Source organism: Coprococcus sp. RTP21281st1_F1_RTP21281_210402 (assembly GCF_040915325.1).
GTDB classification, from domain to species: Bacteria; Bacillota; Clostridia; order Lachnospirales; family Lachnospiraceae; genus Coprococcus; species Coprococcus aceti.
This window is the reverse complement of sequence record NZ_JBCPDQ010000003.1, coordinates 189885-211872: the sequence shown is the minus strand read 5'-3', so window position 1 is coordinate 211872 and position 21988 is coordinate 189885. Positions and strand designations below refer to the sequence as shown.

Annotated in this window: 18 protein-coding genes; 15 read left to right on the top strand and 3 right to left on the bottom strand. The window is 43.6% G+C overall.

Annotated elements, in window-relative coordinates:
- The first annotated feature begins 60 nt into the window (after positions 1–60).
- The 5 genes from AB5150_RS05255 (at position 61) to hisF (ending at position 4436) form a co-directional block, all read left to right on the top strand.
- The gene (locus tag AB5150_RS05255; RefSeq protein WP_368291444.1) at positions 61–2337 is read left to right on the top strand and encodes a DNA gyrase subunit A; all 2277 of its coding nucleotides are present in this window, start codon (positions 61–63) and stop codon (positions 2335–2337) included.
- Between the two features lie 130 nt (positions 2338–2467).
- Entirely contained in the window at positions 2468–2734 is a 267-nt protein-coding gene (locus AB5150_RS05250) for a type II toxin-antitoxin system Phd/YefM family antitoxin (RefSeq protein WP_173795444.1), read from the top strand.
- Complete coding sequence (locus AB5150_RS05245) at positions 2727–2990, top strand: Txe/YoeB family addiction module toxin (protein WP_022216562.1); 264 nt, start codon at positions 2727–2729, stop codon at positions 2988–2990. The genes AB5150_RS05250 and AB5150_RS05245 overlap by 8 nt, the downstream gene beginning before the upstream one ends.
- A gap of 69 nt (positions 2991–3059) precedes the next feature.
- Entirely contained in the window at positions 3060–3671 is a 612-nt protein-coding gene (gene hisH / locus AB5150_RS05240; RefSeq protein ID WP_055222847.1) for an imidazole glycerol phosphate synthase subunit HisH, read from the top strand.
- Between the two features lie 3 nt (positions 3672–3674).
- Positions 3675–4436, top strand: a complete 762-nt coding sequence (hisF, locus tag AB5150_RS05235; RefSeq protein ID WP_055222526.1) for an imidazole glycerol phosphate synthase subunit HisF — start codon at positions 3675–3677, stop codon at positions 4434–4436.
- 243 nt (positions 4437–4679) lie between these two features.
- Here hisF and AB5150_RS05230 read toward each other — a convergent pair whose 3' ends face one another.
- Together AB5150_RS05230 and AB5150_RS05225 are read right to left on the bottom strand one after the other, a co-directional pair.
- Positions 4680–5444: a hypothetical protein gene (locus AB5150_RS05230; protein ID WP_368291443.1), complete on the bottom strand. Its 765-nt coding sequence runs from the start codon at positions 5442–5444 to the stop codon at positions 4680–4682.
- Between the two features lie 3 nt (positions 5445–5447).
- On the bottom strand, positions 5448–5921 hold the full coding sequence (locus AB5150_RS05225) for an RNA polymerase sigma factor (RefSeq protein ID WP_004851201.1): 474 nt from the start codon (positions 5919–5921) through the stop codon (positions 5448–5450).
- 289 nt (positions 5922–6210) lie between these two features.
- Here AB5150_RS05225 and AB5150_RS05220 point away from each other — a divergent pair, with 289 nt between their 5' ends.
- From AB5150_RS05220 to AB5150_RS05195, 6 genes are all read left to right on the top strand, one after another.
- Positions 6211–7260 carry a hypothetical protein gene (locus tag AB5150_RS05220; RefSeq protein ID WP_368291442.1) on the top strand — a complete coding sequence of 350 codons (1050 nt, stop codon included), beginning with the start codon at positions 6211–6213 and terminating at the stop codon, positions 7258–7260.
- A 102-nt stretch (positions 7261–7362) separates the two neighbouring features.
- Complete coding sequence (locus AB5150_RS05215) at positions 7363–8982, top strand: hypothetical protein (RefSeq protein WP_156337947.1); 1620 nt, start codon at positions 7363–7365, stop codon at positions 8980–8982.
- Positions 8979–9929: a DUF1848 domain-containing protein gene (locus AB5150_RS05210; RefSeq protein ID WP_022216556.1), complete on the top strand. Its 951-nt coding sequence runs from the start codon at positions 8979–8981 to the stop codon at positions 9927–9929. The genes AB5150_RS05215 and AB5150_RS05210 overlap by 4 nt, the downstream gene beginning before the upstream one ends.
- An 89-nt stretch (positions 9930–10018) precedes the next feature.
- Positions 10019–11113 (top strand): hypothetical protein, encoded by a 1095-nt coding sequence (locus AB5150_RS05205; RefSeq protein WP_022216555.1) that lies wholly within the window; start codon positions 10019–10021, stop codon positions 11111–11113.
- Positions 11114–11116: 3 nt separating this feature from the next.
- Positions 11117–12715: a hypothetical protein gene (locus AB5150_RS05200; RefSeq protein WP_118649108.1), complete on the top strand. Its 1599-nt coding sequence runs from the start codon at positions 11117–11119 to the stop codon at positions 12713–12715.
- Between the two features lie 174 nt (positions 12716–12889).
- Complete coding sequence (locus AB5150_RS05195; protein WP_349818326.1) at positions 12890–14254, top strand: AAA family ATPase; 1365 nt, start codon at positions 12890–12892, stop codon at positions 14252–14254.
- Positions 14255–14358: 104 nt separating this feature from the next.
- Here AB5150_RS05195 and AB5150_RS05190 read toward each other — a convergent pair whose 3' ends face one another.
- The gene (locus AB5150_RS05190; RefSeq protein ID WP_161171813.1) at positions 14359–18579 is read right to left on the bottom strand and encodes a 2-hydroxyacyl-CoA dehydratase; all 4221 of its coding nucleotides are present in this window, start codon (positions 18577–18579) and stop codon (positions 14359–14361) included.
- Positions 18580–18793: 214 nt separating this feature from the next.
- On the opposite strand from AB5150_RS05190, the gene AB5150_RS05185 reads away from it, so the two are divergent.
- From AB5150_RS05185 to AB5150_RS05170, 4 genes are all read left to right on the top strand, one after another.
- Positions 18794–19129: a LysM domain-containing protein gene (locus AB5150_RS05185; RefSeq protein WP_238050250.1), complete on the top strand. Its 336-nt coding sequence runs from the start codon at positions 18794–18796 to the stop codon at positions 19127–19129.
- A 173-nt stretch (positions 19130–19302) separates the two neighbouring features.
- Entirely contained in the window at positions 19303–20148 is an 846-nt protein-coding gene (locus tag AB5150_RS05180; RefSeq protein ID WP_022216549.1) for a hypothetical protein, read from the top strand.
- A gap of 47 nt (positions 20149–20195) precedes the next feature.
- Positions 20196–21623 carry a hypothetical protein gene (locus AB5150_RS05175; RefSeq protein ID WP_368291440.1) on the top strand — a complete coding sequence of 476 codons (1428 nt, stop codon included), beginning with the start codon at positions 20196–20198 and terminating at the stop codon, positions 21621–21623.
- A 24-nt stretch (positions 21624–21647) separates the two neighbouring features.
- Positions 21648–21971: a hypothetical protein gene (locus AB5150_RS05170; protein ID WP_015534869.1), complete on the top strand. Its 324-nt coding sequence runs from the start codon at positions 21648–21650 to the stop codon at positions 21969–21971.
- Positions 21972–21988: the final 17 nt, after the last annotated feature.

The window sequence follows — 21988 nt, the reverse complement described above, 5'->3', positions numbered from 1 at the left end:
TGATATTTTGGAATGCTTAGCAGCGCGTTTTCACAGTTTGTATTATGAAAGGGATAGATCATGTCGGAAAAGATATTAAATGTAGATTATGAGAGCGAGATGGGACAGTCCTATGTGGATTATTCCATGTCGGTTATAACAGAGAGAGCGCTCCCGGATGTAAGGGATGGATTAAAGCCTGTCCAGAGAAGAATACTTTACTCACTGGATGGTCTTGCAGGTTCCGACAAGCCACACAGAAAATGTGCGAGAATAGTCGGAGATACAATGGGTAAATACCACCCACACGGAGACAGCTCCATATATGAAGGACTTGTAAATATGGCACAGAACTGGAAGCTGCCGATACCACTTGTTGATCCACACGGCAACTTTGGTGCGGTGGACGGTTCCGGTGCGGCTGCCATGCGATACACTGAGGCGCGTATATCTAAGTACACAGAGGATGTGTGCATGAAGGATCTTCCGTTTTTCAAGGATCAGTTCATACCGAACTTTGACGGAACGGAGACAGAACCGACTTTCCTGCCTTTCCAGGTACCCAATATCCTGGTGAGCGGTTCAACCGGTATCGCCGTAGGTATGGCGACAAATATTCCTACACATAATCTCGGTGAGGTCATAGACGCAACTGTTGCATATCTGAATGATCCTGAGATAGAGCTTGAGGACCTGTTAAAACTCATGCCGGGACCTGATTTTGCCACAGGTGGAATCATCAATGCCACACCTGAGGAACTGTACAATGTGTATGCCACAGGACTTGGCAAGATCAAGGTGCGCGGTAAGGTAGAGGTCAGGGATATCGGATACGGAAGAAAGAGTATCTGTGTCACAGAGCTTCCATATACCATGATCGGAGGCACCGCCAAGTTCCTCGATACTGTTGCAGAGCTTGTCAGGAACAGAGAACTTCCAGCTGTCGTGGATATTGCGGACAGAGGAGACAAGAACGGTGAATGTCTGTGTATCGATGTGAAGAAGGGAACTTCTGATGAGGAGATACAGAACATTATCAATATATTATATAAGAAGGCAGCCCTTGAGGATACATTTGGCGTGAATATCAACTGCATCAACAACGGCAAGCCGGAGGTAATGGGACTCAAGAAGATACTGAAGGTGTACACAGATTTCAAGTACGGTCTGTATGACACGAAGTACAGAAAGCTTCTTGCACAGCAGGAGGAGATCAGAGAGATCAAGATGGGACTCCTCACAGCTGTCGATTGCATAGACCTGATCATAGAGATACTCCGCGGAAGTACAAAGGTTGCAGATGCCAAGGCGTGTCTCATGCACGGCGATACATCAAACGTTAAGTTCAGATTCAAGGGCTCAGAGGCGGATGCAAAGTTCCTGTGTTTCACAGAGAAACAGGCGGATGCGATACTTGCCATGAGACTTCAGAAGCTCATAGGTCTGGAGATCAATGCTCTCAAGAAAGAGCTGGCAGACGCAGAGAAGCTCATCAAGAAGTATACAAGGCTCATGGAGTCCAGGGATGCCATGAAGCAGCAGATGATAGATGACATGCTTGAGATCAAGGCCAAGTATGCTATACCTAGAAGAACACAGATCCATGACTATGGAACTGTTGTTGTGAAGAAGGCTGAGGTTGTGGCTACAGATGTGGCTGTACTTCTTGATAGATTCTATTACATCAAGGTCGTAGATGCAAATGTATACGAGAAGAACATAGAGCAGATCACGAAGGACTACAGATTCGCGGTTAAGTGTCAGAATCTTGACAGGATAGCGGTATTTGCCGACAATAATCAGGTGTATACCATCAAGGTCGCCGACATCATCAAGCTTCAGGCGAAGAAGAACACCAGCAAGAAGGGCGGCGGAAGCCTCATAGGACGTCTTGCCGACAAGGGAATCCAGGTGTTCGAGTTCTGCAACATGAACGGTGACGAGAATATCCTGTTCATGGACTGCATAGAGCATTTTGTGACTGACAAGCTGCTGTTCGTCAGTAAGCAGGGTCTTGCCAAGGTTGTTGACGGCTCCGCATTTGACACCACAAGGCGTGCTGCAAATGCTTCAAAAGTCGGTGATGATATCATATATATCGGCAAAATTTCCGAGGGCGACTTCATAATCGCACAGTCAGAGAAGGGCTATTACATAAGAGTTGACGCAGCGGAGATTCCTGAGAAGGGCAAGGGCGCAGCGGGAGTCAAGCTCATCAACTTAGAGGGTGACGATGTCCTTGAGTCGGTATTTGTGGGAAGCACAAAGGATACCTTCAAGGTTGGAGATAACGAGATAATCTTTACCAGAGTTAAGCCGGGCAAGCGCGGCGGCAAGGGAAGCAAGCTGAGGTTCTAAAGAATTACATGCGAGAGCAGAATATCTATTATAACATAGGCATAAGATAATACAGGTACTTGACGTACAATTTTCTGTACAGTACAATATAAGTACAGAAAACTGTACATGGATTTGAGGAGGTGTTCTTATGTTAGCTGTTAATTATACAAACTTACGCGACAATATGAAAAAGTATATGGATAAAGTTACAGATGATTATGAAACAATGATCGTAACTCGTAAGGATAATAAAAATGTTGTTATGCTGTCTGAAGAGGCATATAATAACCTGATGGAAAATGTGTATGTAATGGGAAATAAAGCAAACTATGACTGGATTATGGAGTCAAAGACCCAGCTTGAGAAAGGAAATTTTGCTGTTCATGATCTGACGGAGGTATCTGCCGATGAATAAAGTCTTTACTGATAATGGATGGAAAGACTATGTCTATTGGCAGACGGAGGATAGAAAGACACTAAAGAAAATAAATAGTCTGATAGAAGATATATGCAGAAATGGAAATGAAGGCATTGGGAAACCCGAACCATTAACTGGAAATCTGACTGGCTTCTGGAGTAGACGAATAAATGATAAAGACAGAATAATATACAAGATTGACGATACTAATGTATATATTCTTGCTTGCAAATATCATTATAGTGACAGATAGAAGTTTTGTGCCAGTGGGAAGAGATATAATATAGATCAAAATATGTTAGACTTGAAAGGACAGAGACAGATGATTTCAATTTTGGATTACGATGCAGGTAACATAAAGAGTGTTGAGAAGGCAGTGCAGTATCTGGGTGAGGAGGCTGTCATCACAAGAGACAGAGATGTGATCATGGCGAGCGACAAGGTGATACTTCCGGGAGTTGGTAGTTTCGGAGATGCCATGAATAAGATCAGGGAGTATGGTCTTGAGAACGTCATCTATGATGTTGTGGATGCAGACAAGCCATTCCTCGGAATATGCCTTGGTCTTCAGCTCCTCTTCAAGACCAGCGAGGAGTCACCGGAGGCAACAGGACTTGGAATCCTGGACGGTGAGATACTCCGTATACCGGATGCGCCGGGACTTAAGATACCGCAGATAGGATGGAATAATCTTGAGATAAATCCAAATGCAAGACTTTTCAAGGGACTTCCAGAGAACCCATATGTCTACTTCGTTCATTCATATTATCTGAAGGCTAAGAATCCGGAGGATGTAGCAGCGTCCACATTCTACTCAACTCAGATCCATGCCTCCGTGGAGCACGGCAATGTATTTGCATGTCAGTTCCATCCTGAGAAGAGCTCAGAGGTTGGACTTAAGATACTGAAGAATTTTATAGAGCTGGAGGTGTAGGACATGCATACAAAGAGAATAATACCTTGTCTTGATGTGAAGAACGGACGAGTTGTAAAGGGCGTAAATTTCGTAAATCTTATAGATGCCGGGGATCCGGTTGCCGTCGGTGCAGCGTATGACAAGGCGGGCGCTGATGAGCTTGTTTTCCTTGACATAACAGCTTCATCAGACCAGAGAAATATAGTTGTCGACATGGTAAGAAGAGTTGCTGAGACTATCTTCATTCCGTTTACAGTCGGCGGCGGAATAAGAACTGTCGATGACATTAAGGCAATACTCCGTGAGGGCGCAGACAAGATATCCGTGAACTCGGCAGCCATAGACAATCCGACGCTTATAGCTGATGCCGCTGACAAGTTTGGCAGCCAGTGCGTAGTCTTAGCAATAGATGCCAAGAGACGTGATGATGGTTCAGGCTGGAACATATACAAGCACGGCGGCAGAATCGACTGTGGAATAGATGCAGTTGAGTGGGCCATGAAGGCCGCAGAGCTTGGAGCTGGAGAGATATTACTTACCAGCATGGACTGCGATGGAACAAAGGCGGGATATGACATAGAACTCACCAGAACCATAGCAGACAATGTGAATATTCCAGTGATAGCTTCCGGCGGCGCAGGAACTAAGGATCATTTCTACGATGCCCTGACAGAGGGCGGAGCTGATGCAGCTCTTGCGGCTTCGCTGTTCCACTATAAAGAGCTTGAGATAGGAGATCTGAAGAGATACCTTCAGGATAAGGGAATTCCGATGAGACTGTAGCGATTTCTATATCAATCTCACGACACAGAATGATCGGAATGGATACCTATTCAGAGATTATTTTCCTAAAAATATATATGATAGAAGAAATAAAGATACAAAATTTTCCTAAGACAAGGTTAAATCATCAAAAAGGGAGAAATATGAGGTAAATATTTGATGATTTATCCCTTTTTGATCGAAAAAGGCTTGTTTAGGAAAATTTTGTATCTTTTGCTTTTTAATATGGCTTATTAGGAAAAATTACTGTTCGATATATGTTGCATTTCCGTCAGCGGCGCTGCCGGATGAATCTGAAAGGTCATCATCCAGGTAAGGATTGCCTGTGTCAACACCCTCAGCATGCAGGGCGTCATTAAGCCATGGGTCGCTGTAGTCTTCAACGTTCATGTTGTTAAATACATATTTCCCATTCTTGTCAAAGAAGAGCTCTGCCCATCCGCAGCTCTCAGGTGTACCGCCTATGAGGATGACGCTGTGTGAGCCGTCTGCATTCTTGATCTCATGACGGAAATATTTGTCAGGACCGCACTGGTCGGTGATATCTTTTTTTGTATTTCCGAGAACAAGGTAGAGACGACCATTTTCAACTTTCGTGTAACCGTTGACATCATCTGTAGATATTGTGAACTGTATGGAGTTTCCCTCGCTGTTTTCCTCGTATGTCACCTCGGTGCCATTTGCCAGGTGGAATGTCTGCTTTATGTAGTCGATGGCTGCTGAGACGGTTGTCCTTGTCGCCGGGATGCACAGTAGGACTGCGCACACAGTGGCGGCAATGGCTGAATACTTTCCTATGCGGATGAGCTTTCGTCCAGATCTGCCAGTCTGGGACTGCTCAGCAAGCTTTGCGCGTATAACATCCTTGTTTTCCTGAGACATAGTCACATTATCCATAGTTTTAGTGTACAAGTCTGTAAATTTGCTGTCATCAGAATCATCAGACGTGTTATATGTATTTGAGTTTTGGAAATCATCAATATTGCTGATCTTGTCTGTGTTTGTCATATGTTATTCCTCCTTCAATATTTCTTTTAATTCTTTTCGTCCCCGGGATACTCTCATTGAAACTGCAGATGGTGACAGGTGAAGTATCTTTGCAATTTCTCCAAATGTATATCCCTCATAGTAGTGCAGATAAAGAACAGTGCGGTATGAGTCAGGGAGTTTCCCCAGAGCCTCGTACATGGATTGCTCTTCAATATTGAATCCGCTGACGATAGAGTCGCTGCTCAGTTCCTCGTAGCTGCTGCTTAGACGGTTCGCTGCGGATTTTAGATGATTCCTGCACATATTTGCCGTCATCGTGAGCAGATATGATTTTTCTTTGCCCTTTGATATATGTGGGCTTTTTTCTATAAGTTTTGTATATACATTCTGAACAATGTCCTCAGAGTCCGCTGTGTTGCCTAAAAAGCTCATAGCGAGACGGAATACGTTGTTCGAGTATGTATCATATAACTCCAGCAGCTGCTGCTGTTTCAAGATTTATCACCTCCGTAGTTTGTTTATATGAGAATACGTGAGAAATGAATTTCCGCAATTCTCTCATTTGAGATCTCATATATAAAACAATCCAGAACATCAAAATAGCACACAGGTTTGGAAAAATCCACAAACATTTATAATCATCTGAAAACATGTCGTAAATATTACGAGACAAATATTTACATAGCTATAATAAGAAAAAGGATGTGTCGAGTTTTATATGAAAACTTGACATGTAGCGCCTGCCATTTGCATGGCTGGTGTTCAAAAACAAGGAGGCATGAAAATGAAATTTGAAAATTGTAAAGAGTATTGCAGCTTAAAAAATAATAAGGAAAATATCAGGAAGCTCATGAAGGAATTTGACTGTGAGGCAAGTGGAAAAAGTAATTTGATCAGACCGCTGGTGACTGATGAGAATGGCAGATTTGATGAGGAAAAAGCGGAGAAGCTGATAACAGAGCTCGTGGAAGACATGGACCGATATGGATATAGGTACAAGATGTGGTTGGGGCACATAACAGCGGAAAATGCACTCCCGGAACAGAAGAGCTTTTGCAGATATGTGAGAATGTATCTGTATCTTGCGATAAGAATGTCTTTATTGGATTTTTCCCAATACGGATTCCTGATGGATAACCTTCCAAATGGTTCATTTGATAATCTGCTCTCAGGCTGTATTGATTTTGAATCAAATAATGATAAGGATACGCTGCTTTTTGAGTATATTGTGGATGGCTGGATAGGTGATGCAGGTATTATATCATGGTGTGTTTTTGCATTTGACTACTCGCATCCTGACAATAAGCCTGACTGGATGTCCGATAAGGTTTATAAAAGGATGCAGGAGATTGAAGAAGAAATGCTTGAAGACTTGGATTCGAATGATATGGAAGAACTGAATGACATGGAGGACATGGAGGACGTGGAAGACTTGGGTGATATGGATGACTTCGATATTGATGATATTGATATTGTGGAGCCGATATATGATAATCTGGATGCTGACGAGTTTGTGGATGAGGGATTTTTACAGGATGGTCATGATGCGGATGAAAGTAAAACCATCGTCTCTGTGTGTGACCAGATGGAAGATTCGGATAAGGTTTGCAGTTGTTTTGCCAGTTTTTTGGATATGATATATTCTGATGAGGTGCCGTATAGTTATCTGTCACAGATGAGAAAAGCTGTGGAGGGAATGCTTGACACGTACATGTGGGATCATGGGCTGTCGATATACAGCAGTATGGATAGTCTAAAAAGATCGAAGCTTTATCTGGAAAAAGCAGCCGAGAAGACTGCGTATCTCAATGCACAGAGAAAAAACCGGCTATGATAACTATATGATGTTATTGAAACATTAAGTGAATATATATTATACTTTACATGATGTAGGAGAAAGGAGTCTGCCATGTCGGTTATAAATTTAAGAGAGTACATGAAAAGAGTATATACTGAATTAGAAAATTACATAGAAGGACTTTCCGAAGAGGAGAGAGTCAGATTTGTTACAGAGTTCCATGATATGTTCGATTCGGGAACTGCGGATTATGATGATGAGCATATAACCGCATTATATGTTATGAAGTATGCAAGAGCATATGGATTCCAGTTTTCAAGAGCCTACGCAGATATATTTGCAGATATGAATAACCCTGAAAGTATAAAGGCGGTAAGCATAGGCTGTGGCACAGGTATTGACTATTGGGGAATGTCCTATGCAGCGAGAGTGCTGGGCGAAGCCCCGGAAAGTAAGCTTGATTACACCGGAATTGACCCGGTATGCTGGCCGTACAGGATCACGGAAGCGGCTGACATGCCGGAGCAGGACATGGTGAGATACAATGAGATTACATCTGGTATACATGATGAAAAAGGATCAGGTCATCCAGATTTGTTTCATGAGCCGGCGGATGAAATAAAATCATGCACGGACTTTAATGAGTATCTGGGTTATATGGAAAACAGACCAGGAGAACCTCTAAGCGATATTTATTTCTTCCCTCATTCCACGAAGGAGGTATGTATTCACACTGTGCCCAATGAGGTGGAGGACAGGTCGCTATACAATACATATCAGGCTATGTCAAGATTTGCCCACATAATACACTCAAGGATAAAGGACAAGCCGGTATACGTTGCATTCACATACAGACAGGTCCCAACTGACGATGGAGTGTGCAGAGAGCAGAATGAATCATATGATATCCGCTATGGAACATACCTTAGAACCTGTCTCATTGAGAGAGGAATGAACGTGGAGTTGCTGCAGCCAATGCACTGTGAGCAGAGGTATGGACACGATCTGGAAATCTGTGAGAGCCCGGAGAGTAACAGAGGATGTTATTTTACATATGACGAGTTTCATAGTTATGTGGGGGCACCGGATACCCCGGACAAGATATGGCTTTTTGGACGTGACGATGATGACTCATTTGACAGTATATTTTATGGCAGTAAAAAGATATGTGACAGAGACAGATGGAACGAGCTTACAAATGTCAGTGATAAGATACACAATTATCCGATGGACAGCACAAATGGAATATGCTATCAGGTTTTTAAGATAACAAGAGGGAATGCTGACAACAGGGAACTTACCGATAAAAATCTAGTCCTGGATATACTTGAAGAAACCATGAGAGGGTTTACATTCTGGAGTGGATTCTCGCAGGATATTTATAAATTTGCAAAAAATATGTATATGTATCCGTGGACTGTTCATGAAAAAGCTATCAAGCTTATTGCCGATACGACCGGATATGTACCTGACAGTGTACGTGGGCTTCAGGAGGTATTCAGTATTGATAATATCTTTAAGGGACTGATAGCCGATGGCTGTATAGAGCAGTTTGAGGAAGCTGACGGAAGACTGCGGTATGGCATAACTCCAAATGGCGAAAATTGTGGACTCTATGACAAGGATGGCAGGATAATGGCCAAGTCATTTGCGAGAAGAATGATATTTGCAAATATGATCTGTGGAAGATATGTCAAATTTGAAGGAATCAAGAAGCAGATAACGATGGAAGATACAAGGGGAATTTTAAAATTATGATAGTTAGTGCCAGCAGAAGGACAGATATTCCGACATTTTATTCGGAATGGTTCTACAACAGAATAAAGGAGGGATTCCTGTATGTTAGGAATCCCATGAACGCTCATCAGATAAGCAGGATTGATCTGTCACCGGATGTGGTGGACTGCATTGTGTTCTGGACAAAGAATCCGATACCGATGCTTCCAAGACTTGATGAGCTTGAGGCATACAAATATTACTTTCAGTTTACTCTGACAGGATATGGCAAAGACATGGAGGCTAATCTTCCGGATAAGAAGCAAAAGCTCATTCCGGCTTTCCGGCAGCTTTCGGCAAAGATTGGAAAAAAGCGCGTCATATGGAGGTACGATCCTATCGTATTAACACACAAGTACACGCCGGAGTATCACATAAAAGCATTTACCCAGATCGCAGAGGCGCTTGACGGATGTACTGAGAAGTGTGTCATAAGCTTTGTCGACATATATGCCAAGAACAAGAAGAACATGGAAGCAGTGGACAGATATGAGATGAGTCATGATGAGCTTGAGGCATTTGCAAAGACCATCGCCGACATAGCAAGGAGCCACGGTATGGTGGTTGCGACATGTGCGGAGGTCATAGACCTTGAAAAATGCGGAATTGAGCATAACTGCTGCATAGATAAGAAGCTCATCGAGGAGATCATAGGCTGTGATATAAAGGTGTCAAAGGATAAGGTGCAGCGCCCGGAGTGTGGATGTATGGAGAGCGTGGAGATAGGCTCATACAACACGTGTTTAAACGGCTGCAGATACTGTTATGCCAACTATTCTGAGGCTGCGGTGAAATCAAACTGTGCATGCTACGATCCAAGATCGCCTCTCCTGTGCGGAACTGTTGGTGAGTTAGACAAGATCACAGAGCGCAAAGTGAAATCCCTTAAGGAGACGCAGATGAGCTTAAGGTTTGATGACGTAGATTAATCTCGCAATCATTTCAAAAGATTAGTTTAATAGTTAGGTTGATAGAGAATTTGCCTATTATTATATAGAAAGAAGAGGTCGTGATCGCTTTGAGAATATCGGACAAAGAGTGGAAAAATATAGAATTCCGCAAGAATAAGTTTCGGGAGCTGGAATCGGCTCTGGATCAGGCTGTAAGCGGAAGAGACAACAAAGTCTCATCATTTCTGTTGGGGTGTCTGGCAGATGGAGAAACGGGAAAAGCTGCGGCTGTGGAAAAACTTGTAAATGAGCTGGTAAAATCCATGGACAGCTATGGTATAAGAAACAGACTGTGGATAGAGAGTGACGAAACGATAAAAGATAATGGGCTTTCGGATGATGACTTTTGCAAAATGAAAGCGACAGAAGAAAAAGCTTCGGAAGAGAAAATTCCATGTATGCCGACAAGATTCAAAGAATTTATACATGATTATCTCTACTGCATGATACTGCTCATGACAAGCGAGATGGAGTGGGTTGAACAGATCTATGCTGAACCGTATGCCGATTCATTTCAGCAGCTTTACCTTCATGCAAAAAGAGTGAGAGAGTTTTCTGTAAGACCAATCGAGAAAAGATATGATGAGCTCTGGGGGGAGGCTTATTTTGGCGTCAGAGGAGCATCTGGTCTGTTTGAAATATTCAGCATGGCATATGAGTCGATTACCGGGAAAGATATCGGAGACAGCCTTACACAGAGCATGAAGGATGGACTTGATACGTACTGTCAGGAACAGATGCAGATGTATGATGAGTTTCTGGATGAGGCTGAAGATAATGCTATGACCGACGAAGAGATAGAAGAGGCTATTAGTGAATATGTGGATGTTGAAGAAGATCCGGATATGGCAGAGCTTAACAGATATTTCGATGAGCTGGCAGTCAGATGGGATGAAAGCGAGAAGCGGTTCAGGCAGGAATTTCCTGACACTGAAGGGTTCTGTGCCAGATATATGAAGCTCCGTGAGCTTTTTTATACGGATGAATCCAGGGATATCAGGTATCCGCTTACGATATTTGATATCCTGGTGGAGGGCATGCTGGATGTATTCCTTGGCAGACGTGGGATGACTCTTTATACTGATGCAGATAATTGCGCAAGGGCATACATCAGTATAAAGAAGCAGATAGATGCGATAAAGAAGCTTCGGGAGGAGGCATAGGAAGTGGCTGGTTTCAGAGAAGATTTTTATGCCAGGATAGGACGTGATTACCATGAGAATATGGAGAATTCTTTCTTATACGGATATGTAAAAACTAAAAGAGAGAACAATCTAAGACTTTGCTTGAAGGAGGAATATTACTGTCTGGCAGACACTGCGGCAAGCAGAAAAAAGTATGTCCGTTTCCTTGTGAAAGCGCTGCTTTCTGATAAAAGCCTTTCAGCTTCATTGGAGAAGATAAACAGCCTCCAGAAACTGCTGGACAGCATATCATTTGCGGCAGAGGGGTTGGATGAAGCATCCAGACTTGCGATGAGGTCAGAACTTGAAACAGAGCTGGAAGCGGTAAAGCATGCGGAGGACAGGTCGTGTGGAGACAGACTGAGGATGCTTGATAAGTATATGGACAAATGCCAGGCATCAGAGTCAGTTATAGGTATAGATGCAGATATAGAGAGTCTTAGACATATCTCATCCGAACTGCTCGACTCATTCGAGTTTGATGGTGAGAAGAAGAATCCGTATGTGGAGCTCATGTCGTCTTACCTGGATTTTTATTATGGTATTATATCGGCCTCAGGATACGTCAGAAGATTGCTGGAATTCTGGTCAGGAAGCAGCAAATATATTCCTGACAAGAAAGCGCTGTCGCATTTTATAGAATTTGGTAAGAGAACATTTGGGAAAGATGTATTTGATGGCTGCGGGCGGGCTGCGGTAAGGCTTGAAAAACTGCGGCAGATTGGAAAGACAGATCGTGCAGGATTTGACATGGCAGCGGATATGTTCTTTGATACAGAATTTCTTGATAAGCTCACGGAGAACCTGCAGAGAGACATATTAACCATTGATGTGAATACATTGCTTTATGACGCAGGCTTTTCAAATGGAGGCAAGCCCCGCAAGAAGGATAAAAGTATGGACATAATGGATGCGTATTTCAGATATGTGGGGGATAATCCATTTTCTGGCGGTACAGGCTATGTTGAAATCCCCGGCGGTTATACGACATGGGATGAATATTACAATGCGTGTGATAATGTCCGCGACAGACTGAATTTGGATAAGAGAGCATCTGCTTATCAGAATGTCTTTATGCCGATGTGGATTGATAATGATACAGGCGGCGGAATATTCCTAATAGGCAAAAGGCAGTTTGCGGAGAATGCCGATGTGAGACTTGCCAGCAACTGTGAGTTCGGCGTGGTATATTTCTACGGAACAGATGGCGGAAGTGCATTTGAATTTTCGGCGTTTCAGGAAGGCACCTTTGATGAAAATGTGTTCCCTGGTATGTCAGAAGCGGTGAGTTGGTTTAGAAATTATGATTATAAGGCTGACTCTATGGAGGAGTACAGGCGGTATAATGGGGATGCCCCGGCAGGCTGTCCGGAGGTTTTCCTTAAGTATTTCAAAGGCTATGACAATGTAAAAGCAGAGGTGGCAGATATATCTGGCGAAGTGACAGGAAACTCTGCATTATATGGAGATGTTGATGAGTCAGATATAAGAGATACGCTTGAAGCGTTCGACAGGGAACAGGAGGAGAAAGAAAGAAAAAAACGGCTGAGAATGACATTTCAAAGCCCAAAAATAAAATAGCTGCATTGGTTTATAGGCCATCAATCTGTATTGGCACAGATTGGTGGCTTTTCTTCGTAAATTTTACGAGCTTAAATATTGCTGTAGTTATACTGTGTTTATCAAATAAAGAATATCCCATGTGGCACAGACAGTGAGCTGTTTCGTGGAGCAAGACGAAAGGAGAAAATGCATATGAAGATCGACAATATGAGAGAACTTTACGAGGAATTACTTAGAGCAACATCAAATGGATACAGAAACAGAAGCATTGCAAATCCGGCAGTAGATTTCACAAAGAAAGCAAAGGCCGGGGACTTTGATGAGATGTCCGACGAAGAGTATTACCAGGCGCTTGATAAAGTAAATGAATTAAATGATGTATGGCAGCATCGGCCAAGCGGTCAGATTGGTGAACTGCTTTTTACTGCACTTGAGAATCTTACACTTAGCGACAGTGACGTGGAGGACATGGCAGCGACATTGCTTTGTGCTTATGAGCGTTCAAGTAAAGAGCATATCCCCTGTGATGCAAAAGCAGCGGATAGAAATGAAAGAACAGCCGGATATGCTGCTTCCAAGGAGATAGACAGCGATAATCCATCCAAAACAAAGACACAGTCTGATAAAAGAAGCACTGATGCAAAAGGAATATTGAGCTCGCCGGCGAAGATATATGAATATCTTGACCGCAGAGTGTACGGCCAGAAGGAGGCAAAGCGCGCCGCTGCCATGCTCCTCTGGAACCATGTGAATGGCAGGAGGCAGAATGTACTCTTTGCAGGCCCTACCGGCTGTGGCAAGACAGAGATATTCAGGCAGCTCGCAAAGCTATATCCGAACATAGTGATCCACAATGCCACCTCTCTGACGGGCACGGGCTGGAAGGGCAATACGAAGGTTCGAAACCTGTTCGACGGTGTGGATCAGTATAAGATGAGCCATTTGATCATCGTTCTCGATGAGGCCGACAAGATGTTTGAGGACGCGGACGACAGACATTACAGCTACATAGTCCAGAATGAACTGCTGAAGGTTCTGGAGGGGGACATGGTTCATTTTGATGGCAATCCGTCGAACAGTGAACCAGCTCTTGATATAGATACATCAAATGTAAGTTTTGTGTTCCTGGGTTCCTTCGATTCCATGGTCAGAGCGAAGGCGGTGGCTGTGAATAAGAGCAGGGCTATAGGTTTTGGTGCAGTATCGTCTGACGAGTCATTTGACGGATACATGAGTACATTCACTCAGGAAGATCTTGTACAGTATGCAAATGTGAGATGTGAAATAGCGGGGCGCATAGGGAATATAGTTCAGCTCAGGGAGATGACTGAGGATGACTTCTACGCCATATTAAATGACAAAAGAATAAGTCCTGTCAGAAAGCTTTCTGATTACTATGGCGTTAAGCTTAAGATGTCAGAGACAGCAAAACATAAGCTGGCAAAGGAAGCTGCGGAGAATGGGATGGGAGTTCGATTTATTCATTCACAGATACAGAGAAGACTTGATTATGAGCTTTTCGAGAATTGTGACAGAAAGGAATATGTCATAGCCTGACCATTGAGTCATAAATAAATAAAATATAAAAAAACCTGAAGCAGTAAGATATTGACTGCTTCAGGTTCTTTTTTAATGTGTTTAAATTGTTATATATAGATATTTTATTTCTTCATATTCTTATTTGCCGCTGCAAGCATGAGCTTGATTCTGTTTACCTGATTGACCTCAGATGCACCAGGATCATAGTCGACTGCCACGATGTTTGCCTCAGGATATGCCTCACGCAGATGCTTGATAACACCCTTGCCCACGATGTGGTTTGGAAGACATGCAAATGGCTGTGCGCACACGATGTTCGGAGCACCGCTCTTTATGAGCTCTATCATCTCACCTGTAAGGAACCATCCCTCGCCGTTCTGGTTTCCTATGGATACGATTGGTCTTGCATAGGCGGCAAGCTTTTCGATATGGGCAGGAGCCTCGAATCGCTTACTCTTTTCAAGAGCATCCCTTGCAGGTTTTCTGAAGGATTCCAGAACCTTTATAACAGTGTTGCTGACTATGGCTCCCTTCTTGGTCTTGCCAAGGAACTCATAGTTGTAATTGTTGTTGTAGAAGCAGTACATGAAGAAGTCCAGGAGATCTGGCATAACAGCCTCTGCTCCCTCTGCTTCCAGCAGGTCAACTAAGTGGTTGTTGGCTGATGGCAGGAACTTTACAAGTATCTCTCCAACAATTCCGACTCTAGGCTTCTTGATATCAAGGAGTGGAAGAGTATCGAAGTCGTGGACGATTCCCTGTATATTCTTCTTGAATACTGCGTTGCTTCCGGTCTTTGTAAGGCTCTCCAGACAAACCTTCTTCCATTTCTCATGGAGTGCATTTGCCGAACCCTTTTCCTTCTCGTAAGGTCTTGTCCTGTACAGACATCTCATGAATACATCACCGTATATCAGAGCCTGCATTGCACGTTTTACTACCTTGTAGTTTATCTTGAAGCCTGAGTTCTTCTCAAAGCCCTGGGCAGACAGTGCTATTACAGGTATCTGACCGTAGCCTGCCTTGGAAAGGGCTCGTCTGATAAATCCTACATAGTTTGTTGCACGGCATCCGCCTCCTGTCTGGCTCATGATGACAGCCAGCTTGTTCACATCGTACTTTCCTGAAGTGATGGCGCTCATCATCTGTCCGACAACGATCAGAGATGGATAACATGCGTCGTTGTTTACATATTTCAGACCAACATCTATCGTCTCCTTGGTTGCATCCGGCAGGATCTCAATGTTGATTCCCATGCACTTGAATGCAGGTGCAAGAAGATCGAAATGGATAGGAGACATCTGAGGTGCAAGAACTGTATAGTCCTTCTTCATCTCCTTGGTAAATTCTATTCTGTTGATGGCACTGCTTGACGGACATGTCTTGTAGTGCTGTTCATGTCTTGAGTTGACCGCGCTTATGAGGGATCTGATTCTGATCCTTGCTGCACCTAAGTTGCTGACCTCATCGATCTTGAGGACAGTGTATATCTTGCCTGACTTGGTAAGTATATCGTTGACACAGTCAGTTGTTACAGCGTCCAGACCACAGCCGAATGAGTTGAGCTGTATGAGCTCTAAGTTGTCACAGGTCTTGACGTAGTTGGCTGCCTTGTACAGTCTTGAGTGGTACATCCACTGGTCGGAGACAATAAGAGGTCTCTCGACCTTGCCAAGGTGTGCGACTGAATCCTCGGTAAATACAGCAATCTTGTATGAGTTGATGAGCTCTGGGAGACCATGGTTGATCTCAGGGTCCAGATGATATGGACGACCAGCCAGAACTATGCCGAGCATATCGTGTTCATCAATGTATCTGAGAGTTTCTTCGCCCTTAGCACGCACATCCTCCTTGACCTTCTCTGCCTCTGCGTACGCCGCATGTATGGCGCTTCCAATCTCGTCCATTGTCACATCATAGTACTTGGACATCTCACGGTACATACGTTTTACGAGAGCTTCCTCGTTGTCCAGGGCCACAAATGGTCTGATGAATGTTATGTCGTCAGCCTTGAGTTCCTCCATGTTGTTCTTGATGTTCTCTGCATAAGAAGCAACGATAGGACAGTTGTAGTGATTGTTTGCCTCAGGAGTCTCGTTCATTTCATATGGTACACATGGGTAGAAGATGGACTTGATTCCATTTTTCAGCAGCCACATAACGTGTCCGTGTGAGATCTTGGCAGGGTAACACTCTGACTCACTAGGTATGGATTCGATACCCAGGCTGTATATGTTTCTCGATGACTTTGGAGACAGTACAACTGAGAATCCAAGCTTTGTGAGGAATGTGTGCCAGAAAGGATAGTTCTCGTACATGTTGAGTACACGAGGAACACCTATCACGCCACGCTTTGCCTCCTCAGGCTTAAGTGACTCATAGCCAAATATTCTTCCAAGCTTATATTCAAAGAGGTTAGGAATGTTGTCTGCGTTCTTCTTCAGACCGACACCCTTCTCACATCTGTTTCCGGTGATGAACCTCTTGCCGTTTGAGAATTTGTTTATTGTGAGGAGACAGTTGTTTGTACATCCTTTACATCTTGTCATGGAGCTCTCATATGTGAGCTTTCTTATCTCCTCGATAGGGAGCATAGTCGTGACAAATCCCTCTTTGTACTTGTTCCTAGCGATGAGGGCAGCACCAAAAGCACCCATGATACCTGAGATGTCAGGTCTTATGGCTGTTCTTCCTGATATGACTTCAAAACTCTTTAAAACTGCATCGTTGTAGAAGGTACCACCCTGTACCACGATGTTTTTTCCGAGATCCTTTGGATCCGTGAGCTTTATAACCTTGAGCAGGGCATTTTTGATGACGGAGTAGGCAAGTCCGGCGGATATATCAGCCACGGATGCGCCCTCCTTCTGCGCCTGCTTAACCTTTGAATTCATGAAAACGGTACATCTTGAACCGAGGTCTATAGGTGTTCTCGCTGTGATGGCGATGTGCGCAAAATCTGCTATGTCATAGTTCAGTGACTTCGCAAATGTCTCTATGAATGATCCACATCCTGATGAACAGGCCTCGTTCAGCATAACGTTATCTACAACGCCGTTCTTGATCTTGATACACTTCATATCCTGACCGCCGATATCAAGAATGCAGTCGACCTCAGGGTCGAAGAATGCTGCGGCTGTGTAGTGGGCTATTGTCTCAACCTCACCGAAATCCAGAGAGAGAGCCTGCTTGATAAGAGCCTCACCGTAACCAGTAGAACATGAGCCTGCGATCACTGCGCCCTCAGGAAGCTTGCTGTATATATCCTTTATAGCTCTGATGGTGGTGTTAAGTGGACTTCCGTTGTTGCTGCTGTAGAAGTCGTAGAGCAGTTCACCGTCAGAACCGACAAGTGCAACCTTTGTGGTGGTTGAACCGGCATCGACACCGATGAAACAGTTTCCTTTATATGTTGCGAGATCACCGCGCTTTACGGCGTACTTGTTGTGATCTGCCTTGAATTTCTCGTAATCTTCATCGCTCTCAAAGAGTGGCGCAAGTCTCTCTACACCTGAGGAGAGGTTGAGCTCCTGTGAGAGTGCATGTATAAGCTCTGAAAGTGTCATGGATACCTCAGGCTTGGAGTTCATGGCGGCACCTACGGCTGCAAACAGATGTGAGTGTCCCGGATCTATGATGGCATCACCTGTCAGGTTAAGAGTTCTGATAAATGCATTCTTCAGCTCCGGGAGGAAGTGAAGAGGACCGCCCAGGAATGCAACATTGCCCTTGATAGGTTTACCACATGCAAGACCGGATATAGTCTGGTTGACAACGGCCTGGAATATGGAAGCGGCCAGGTTTGGCTTTGTAGCTCCCTCGTTGATGAGTGGCTGTATATCTGTCTTGGCAAATACACCACATCTTGCAGCGATAGGGTAGATGGTATCGTAATCCTTTGCATAGTCGTTAAGACCTGATGCATCGGTCTGCAGAAGTGTAGCCATCTGGTCGATGAATGAGCCTGTACCTCCGGCACAGACACCATTCATACGCTGCTCTATTCCGTTTGTAAAATATATGATCTTGGCATCCTCACCGCCGAGCTCTATGGCAACGTCGGTCTGTGGTGCATAGTCCTGCAGTGCCTCTGATACACAGACTACCTCCTGTGTAAATGGCACACCGATGAGCTGGGCGAGAGCCAGTCCACCTGAACCGGTTATACATGGATTGACCTCGTTCTCGCCGAGGGCATCCTTTGCTTCCTGTACAAGATCTTTAAGTGTTTCTTTGATATTTGCAAAATGTCTTTTGTAATCGGAGAAAAGTATCTTGTTGTCCTTGTCAAGGACAGCAACCTTAACTGTTGTTGATCCAATATCAATTCCTAATGTGTACATAAAACAACCCTTCCAATTTCTTTTGTGTGTTGAATGTGTTTGATTTCGACATTTCTGCCGATAAAGCTACTTTATTATAGTGTAGGGTTTAAAAAAATACAATGACTTTATAAAAACTTAACCATTACCAGAAAATGTAAAAATAAAAGTTTTTTGCAGGTAACTATATCATCGGAGGTGAATATATTATAAAAAAGCCTTTCAGGGGTAAGCTATGAATTTTGATACCTGTAACGGAGTTATCCATGTAGTGAAGAGAGGGGACACACTGTATAAGCTGTCCAGGATATACAAGGTAAAGCTCAGCGACATCATATCAGCAAACCCGTACATCAACGTATACAATATGCAGCCGGGGGATGAAGTGTGTATTCCCGTGATCATGGAGGAAGATTTTCTTATATATACAGTGCAGGATGGAGATACATTTGAGGATGTCCTTAAGAATACCGGAGTATCTCCGGATGATCTGTTCAAATTCAATCCGGATCTCTACAAGATGGCCCTTGCCACGGACATGGAGATAAAGTATGTGGACTTTCAGAAGTAGATGGATGCACATGGCTGTATGATATCTGTCCTGGCTGCCGGTTTATAGCTGGCAGCTATTTTGCTGTTATCCGCCAGGTTAGAAAAACTTAATTATTCTACTGTTGTAAACTCATTTTTTATATTATATAATTCAAAAGGTGTAGTTTAAAAAAGTATGACAGGAGTTTTTCTATGAATATAATAAGTAAGATCGAGAAGAAGTTTGGCAGATACTCCATTCGAAACCTCACATTATACCTCATCATAGGCTACGGTATAGGATATCTGTTGTTCATGTTCCAGCCAAAGATACTGTTCATGTTGACACTTGATCCGGCGGCGGTAATGCATGGACAGGTGTGGAGACTTTTCACATGGATAATCACACCACCGGTATTCGGTGTCGATATATTCACGATAATCATGCTGATATTTTACTACAGTCTGGGATCTCTGCTGGAACGTACTATCGGAACATTCCTTTATAATCTGTACATGTTCAGCTCCATGCTGTTTACCATGATCGGTATAATGCTTGCACACATATTCTGTACCTATATCATAAGGTATGATTACGCGAGCTCGACTGGTTATTTCGCATATGCATCGACATATTATATATTGATGTCCATATTCCTTGCCATAGCGGTATGCTATCCTGACATGAGCGTGTTATACGCCATGATCATACCAATCAAGATGAAGTATCTCTCGATACTGTATATCGTCATTATAGCGTATTACTTCATCAATGAGACATTTATGGGAAGAGTGAACATAGCCATGTCACTTGTGAGCTTTGTGATATTCTATCTGAGCACGAAGAACTTCAGAAAGTTTTCGCCAAAGCAGATGAAGAGGCGGCGGAATTATAACAGGCAGGTGCGGACAGCAAAACAGGAGAATATCGGACACAGATGCGTTGTGTGTGGAAGAACGGACAAAGATTATCCTGATCTGCAGTTCAGGTACTGCTCAAAGTGTACAGGTAACAAGGAGTATTGTCAGGATCATCTGTTTACCCATACACACAACTAGGATATACGATCAAAGATTTATAAAGAAGATAAAAGAGGAAGTTTATTATGTATAATGAAGAGAAGAAGCTTATAACCGATATACAGAGAAAGAAGGATCTGGACAGGAATCTTGCACTGTTTGCAGGGGTGGCATCGAAAGCAAATTATGAATATGCATGCCACAAATTCACCTTGAATTACCTGACACTCAAGGACATGCATATGGATGGGGATGTCCCTGATGATCCATATATCGCTCAGTGCCAGGCTGTGATCGACAAGCTGATAGGCGACTTTGTTGTGGGAGATAAGACGGTGTGCGAGGATGCTGACATGAAGCTTATCTCGGATGTCAGGAACACCATAACAGCCAAGATGAAGGTGCTCACATCATACACGGATGCATTTGAGATGTATGAGTATATTTTAAACAGGAAAGAATACAGTTATCCGGAGAATGTTGACGAGGAGATACAGAAGGAGCTTAAGGAGCTCGATGAGGCGGGCGTCAGTGACTTTGCAGAAGAGATATACAGATTTGTGTTCGCAGATCAGGACAAGGTTGCCATCAACTCCAAACTGCAGTCCATCATAGGACAGCTCCCGATACGTATGACAAAGAACAGATTCTATGACATTCTGGGAGAAACTCTTGATATATATAATGGAGTGGAGAAGGAGTCTCTTGACCAGTTTATTGAGATGATCGAGAATACTGCTCTCATAAGACTTCCAGAGGGATTTGAGACAGAGTACCCTGAACTACATGAGGCGCTTGAGGTCTTAAAGGCCGGTGATTACACTGCTCTTGATTACGATGGTTACAGAAAGCTCACTGATGTGCTGGACAGAAGTGCAGCATTCCTGAATTCGGTTGTGACTGAATATATGCTCATCATAGAGCTTGTAAATGATCTCTATGTTATGATGCTTGCGCTGGATTCAAAGGAAGGCGTATCTGAGAGCTGTAAGAAAGCGATGACCGTCATAGAGAAGGCTGTCGCTGACGACGGAGAGCATCTTGAGGATGTATATGCACTCCTTGACGATATCGTCGGAGAACAGGAGCTGGCAGGAGAGCATAAGGTAATGCTTGAGTCCGCTGTGTACGACATCTCAACCGGTTACACCGATGATATTGCCGCAAATGAGCTTCAGGATACATACAGAGATCTGGAGATCATGGATAAGCTTCTCTCGGGAAGTATGTTTGTGGATATAGACAATATAGCTGTGATGGGCGTACTCAATGTGGATATTGATTATATAGCTGCATGTAAGGAGAAGCTGACAAATGAGTTTGCAGATCTGTTTGCGGCTAACTCAATGACAGTCAACAGAGCCATCATGGCAAAGATACTCTCCAACATACCTGTTTTCTTCAACACCACTGATGAGATCAGGGAATATGTAAACGGATCTCTTTCGAGATGCAGGGAAAAGAGTGAACTTCTTGCGGACTATATTGTTATAAAGCAGATGATGGAAGAATAAACTGTTTATTACAGGTGATTGAATATGGTCATTGATGATAAGTTTTATGTTGGTGGAGCCCGGGACCGGCAGATCATAAGGATGGTCAGAGGAATAAGGCGCTTCCATAGAGTAAAATATGTGCCTGGAGTGTTCGTTATCACACTTCCGTTGTTTGGAGATGGGATTCTGGAGATATATGAGTTGAATGAACTCAGGCAGAAGATCTACACTGACATGGGCGATGCTATACATATTGTCGGTGCAGCTCCAAGCAGATTCCAGGCTGTACTGCTTGTCAGGGATATAATAGATGATATATATAAGAAGACCGGGGATGTTGATGTGGAGAGATTTTTTGCATCGTGACCAGATAGTCTCTGGGT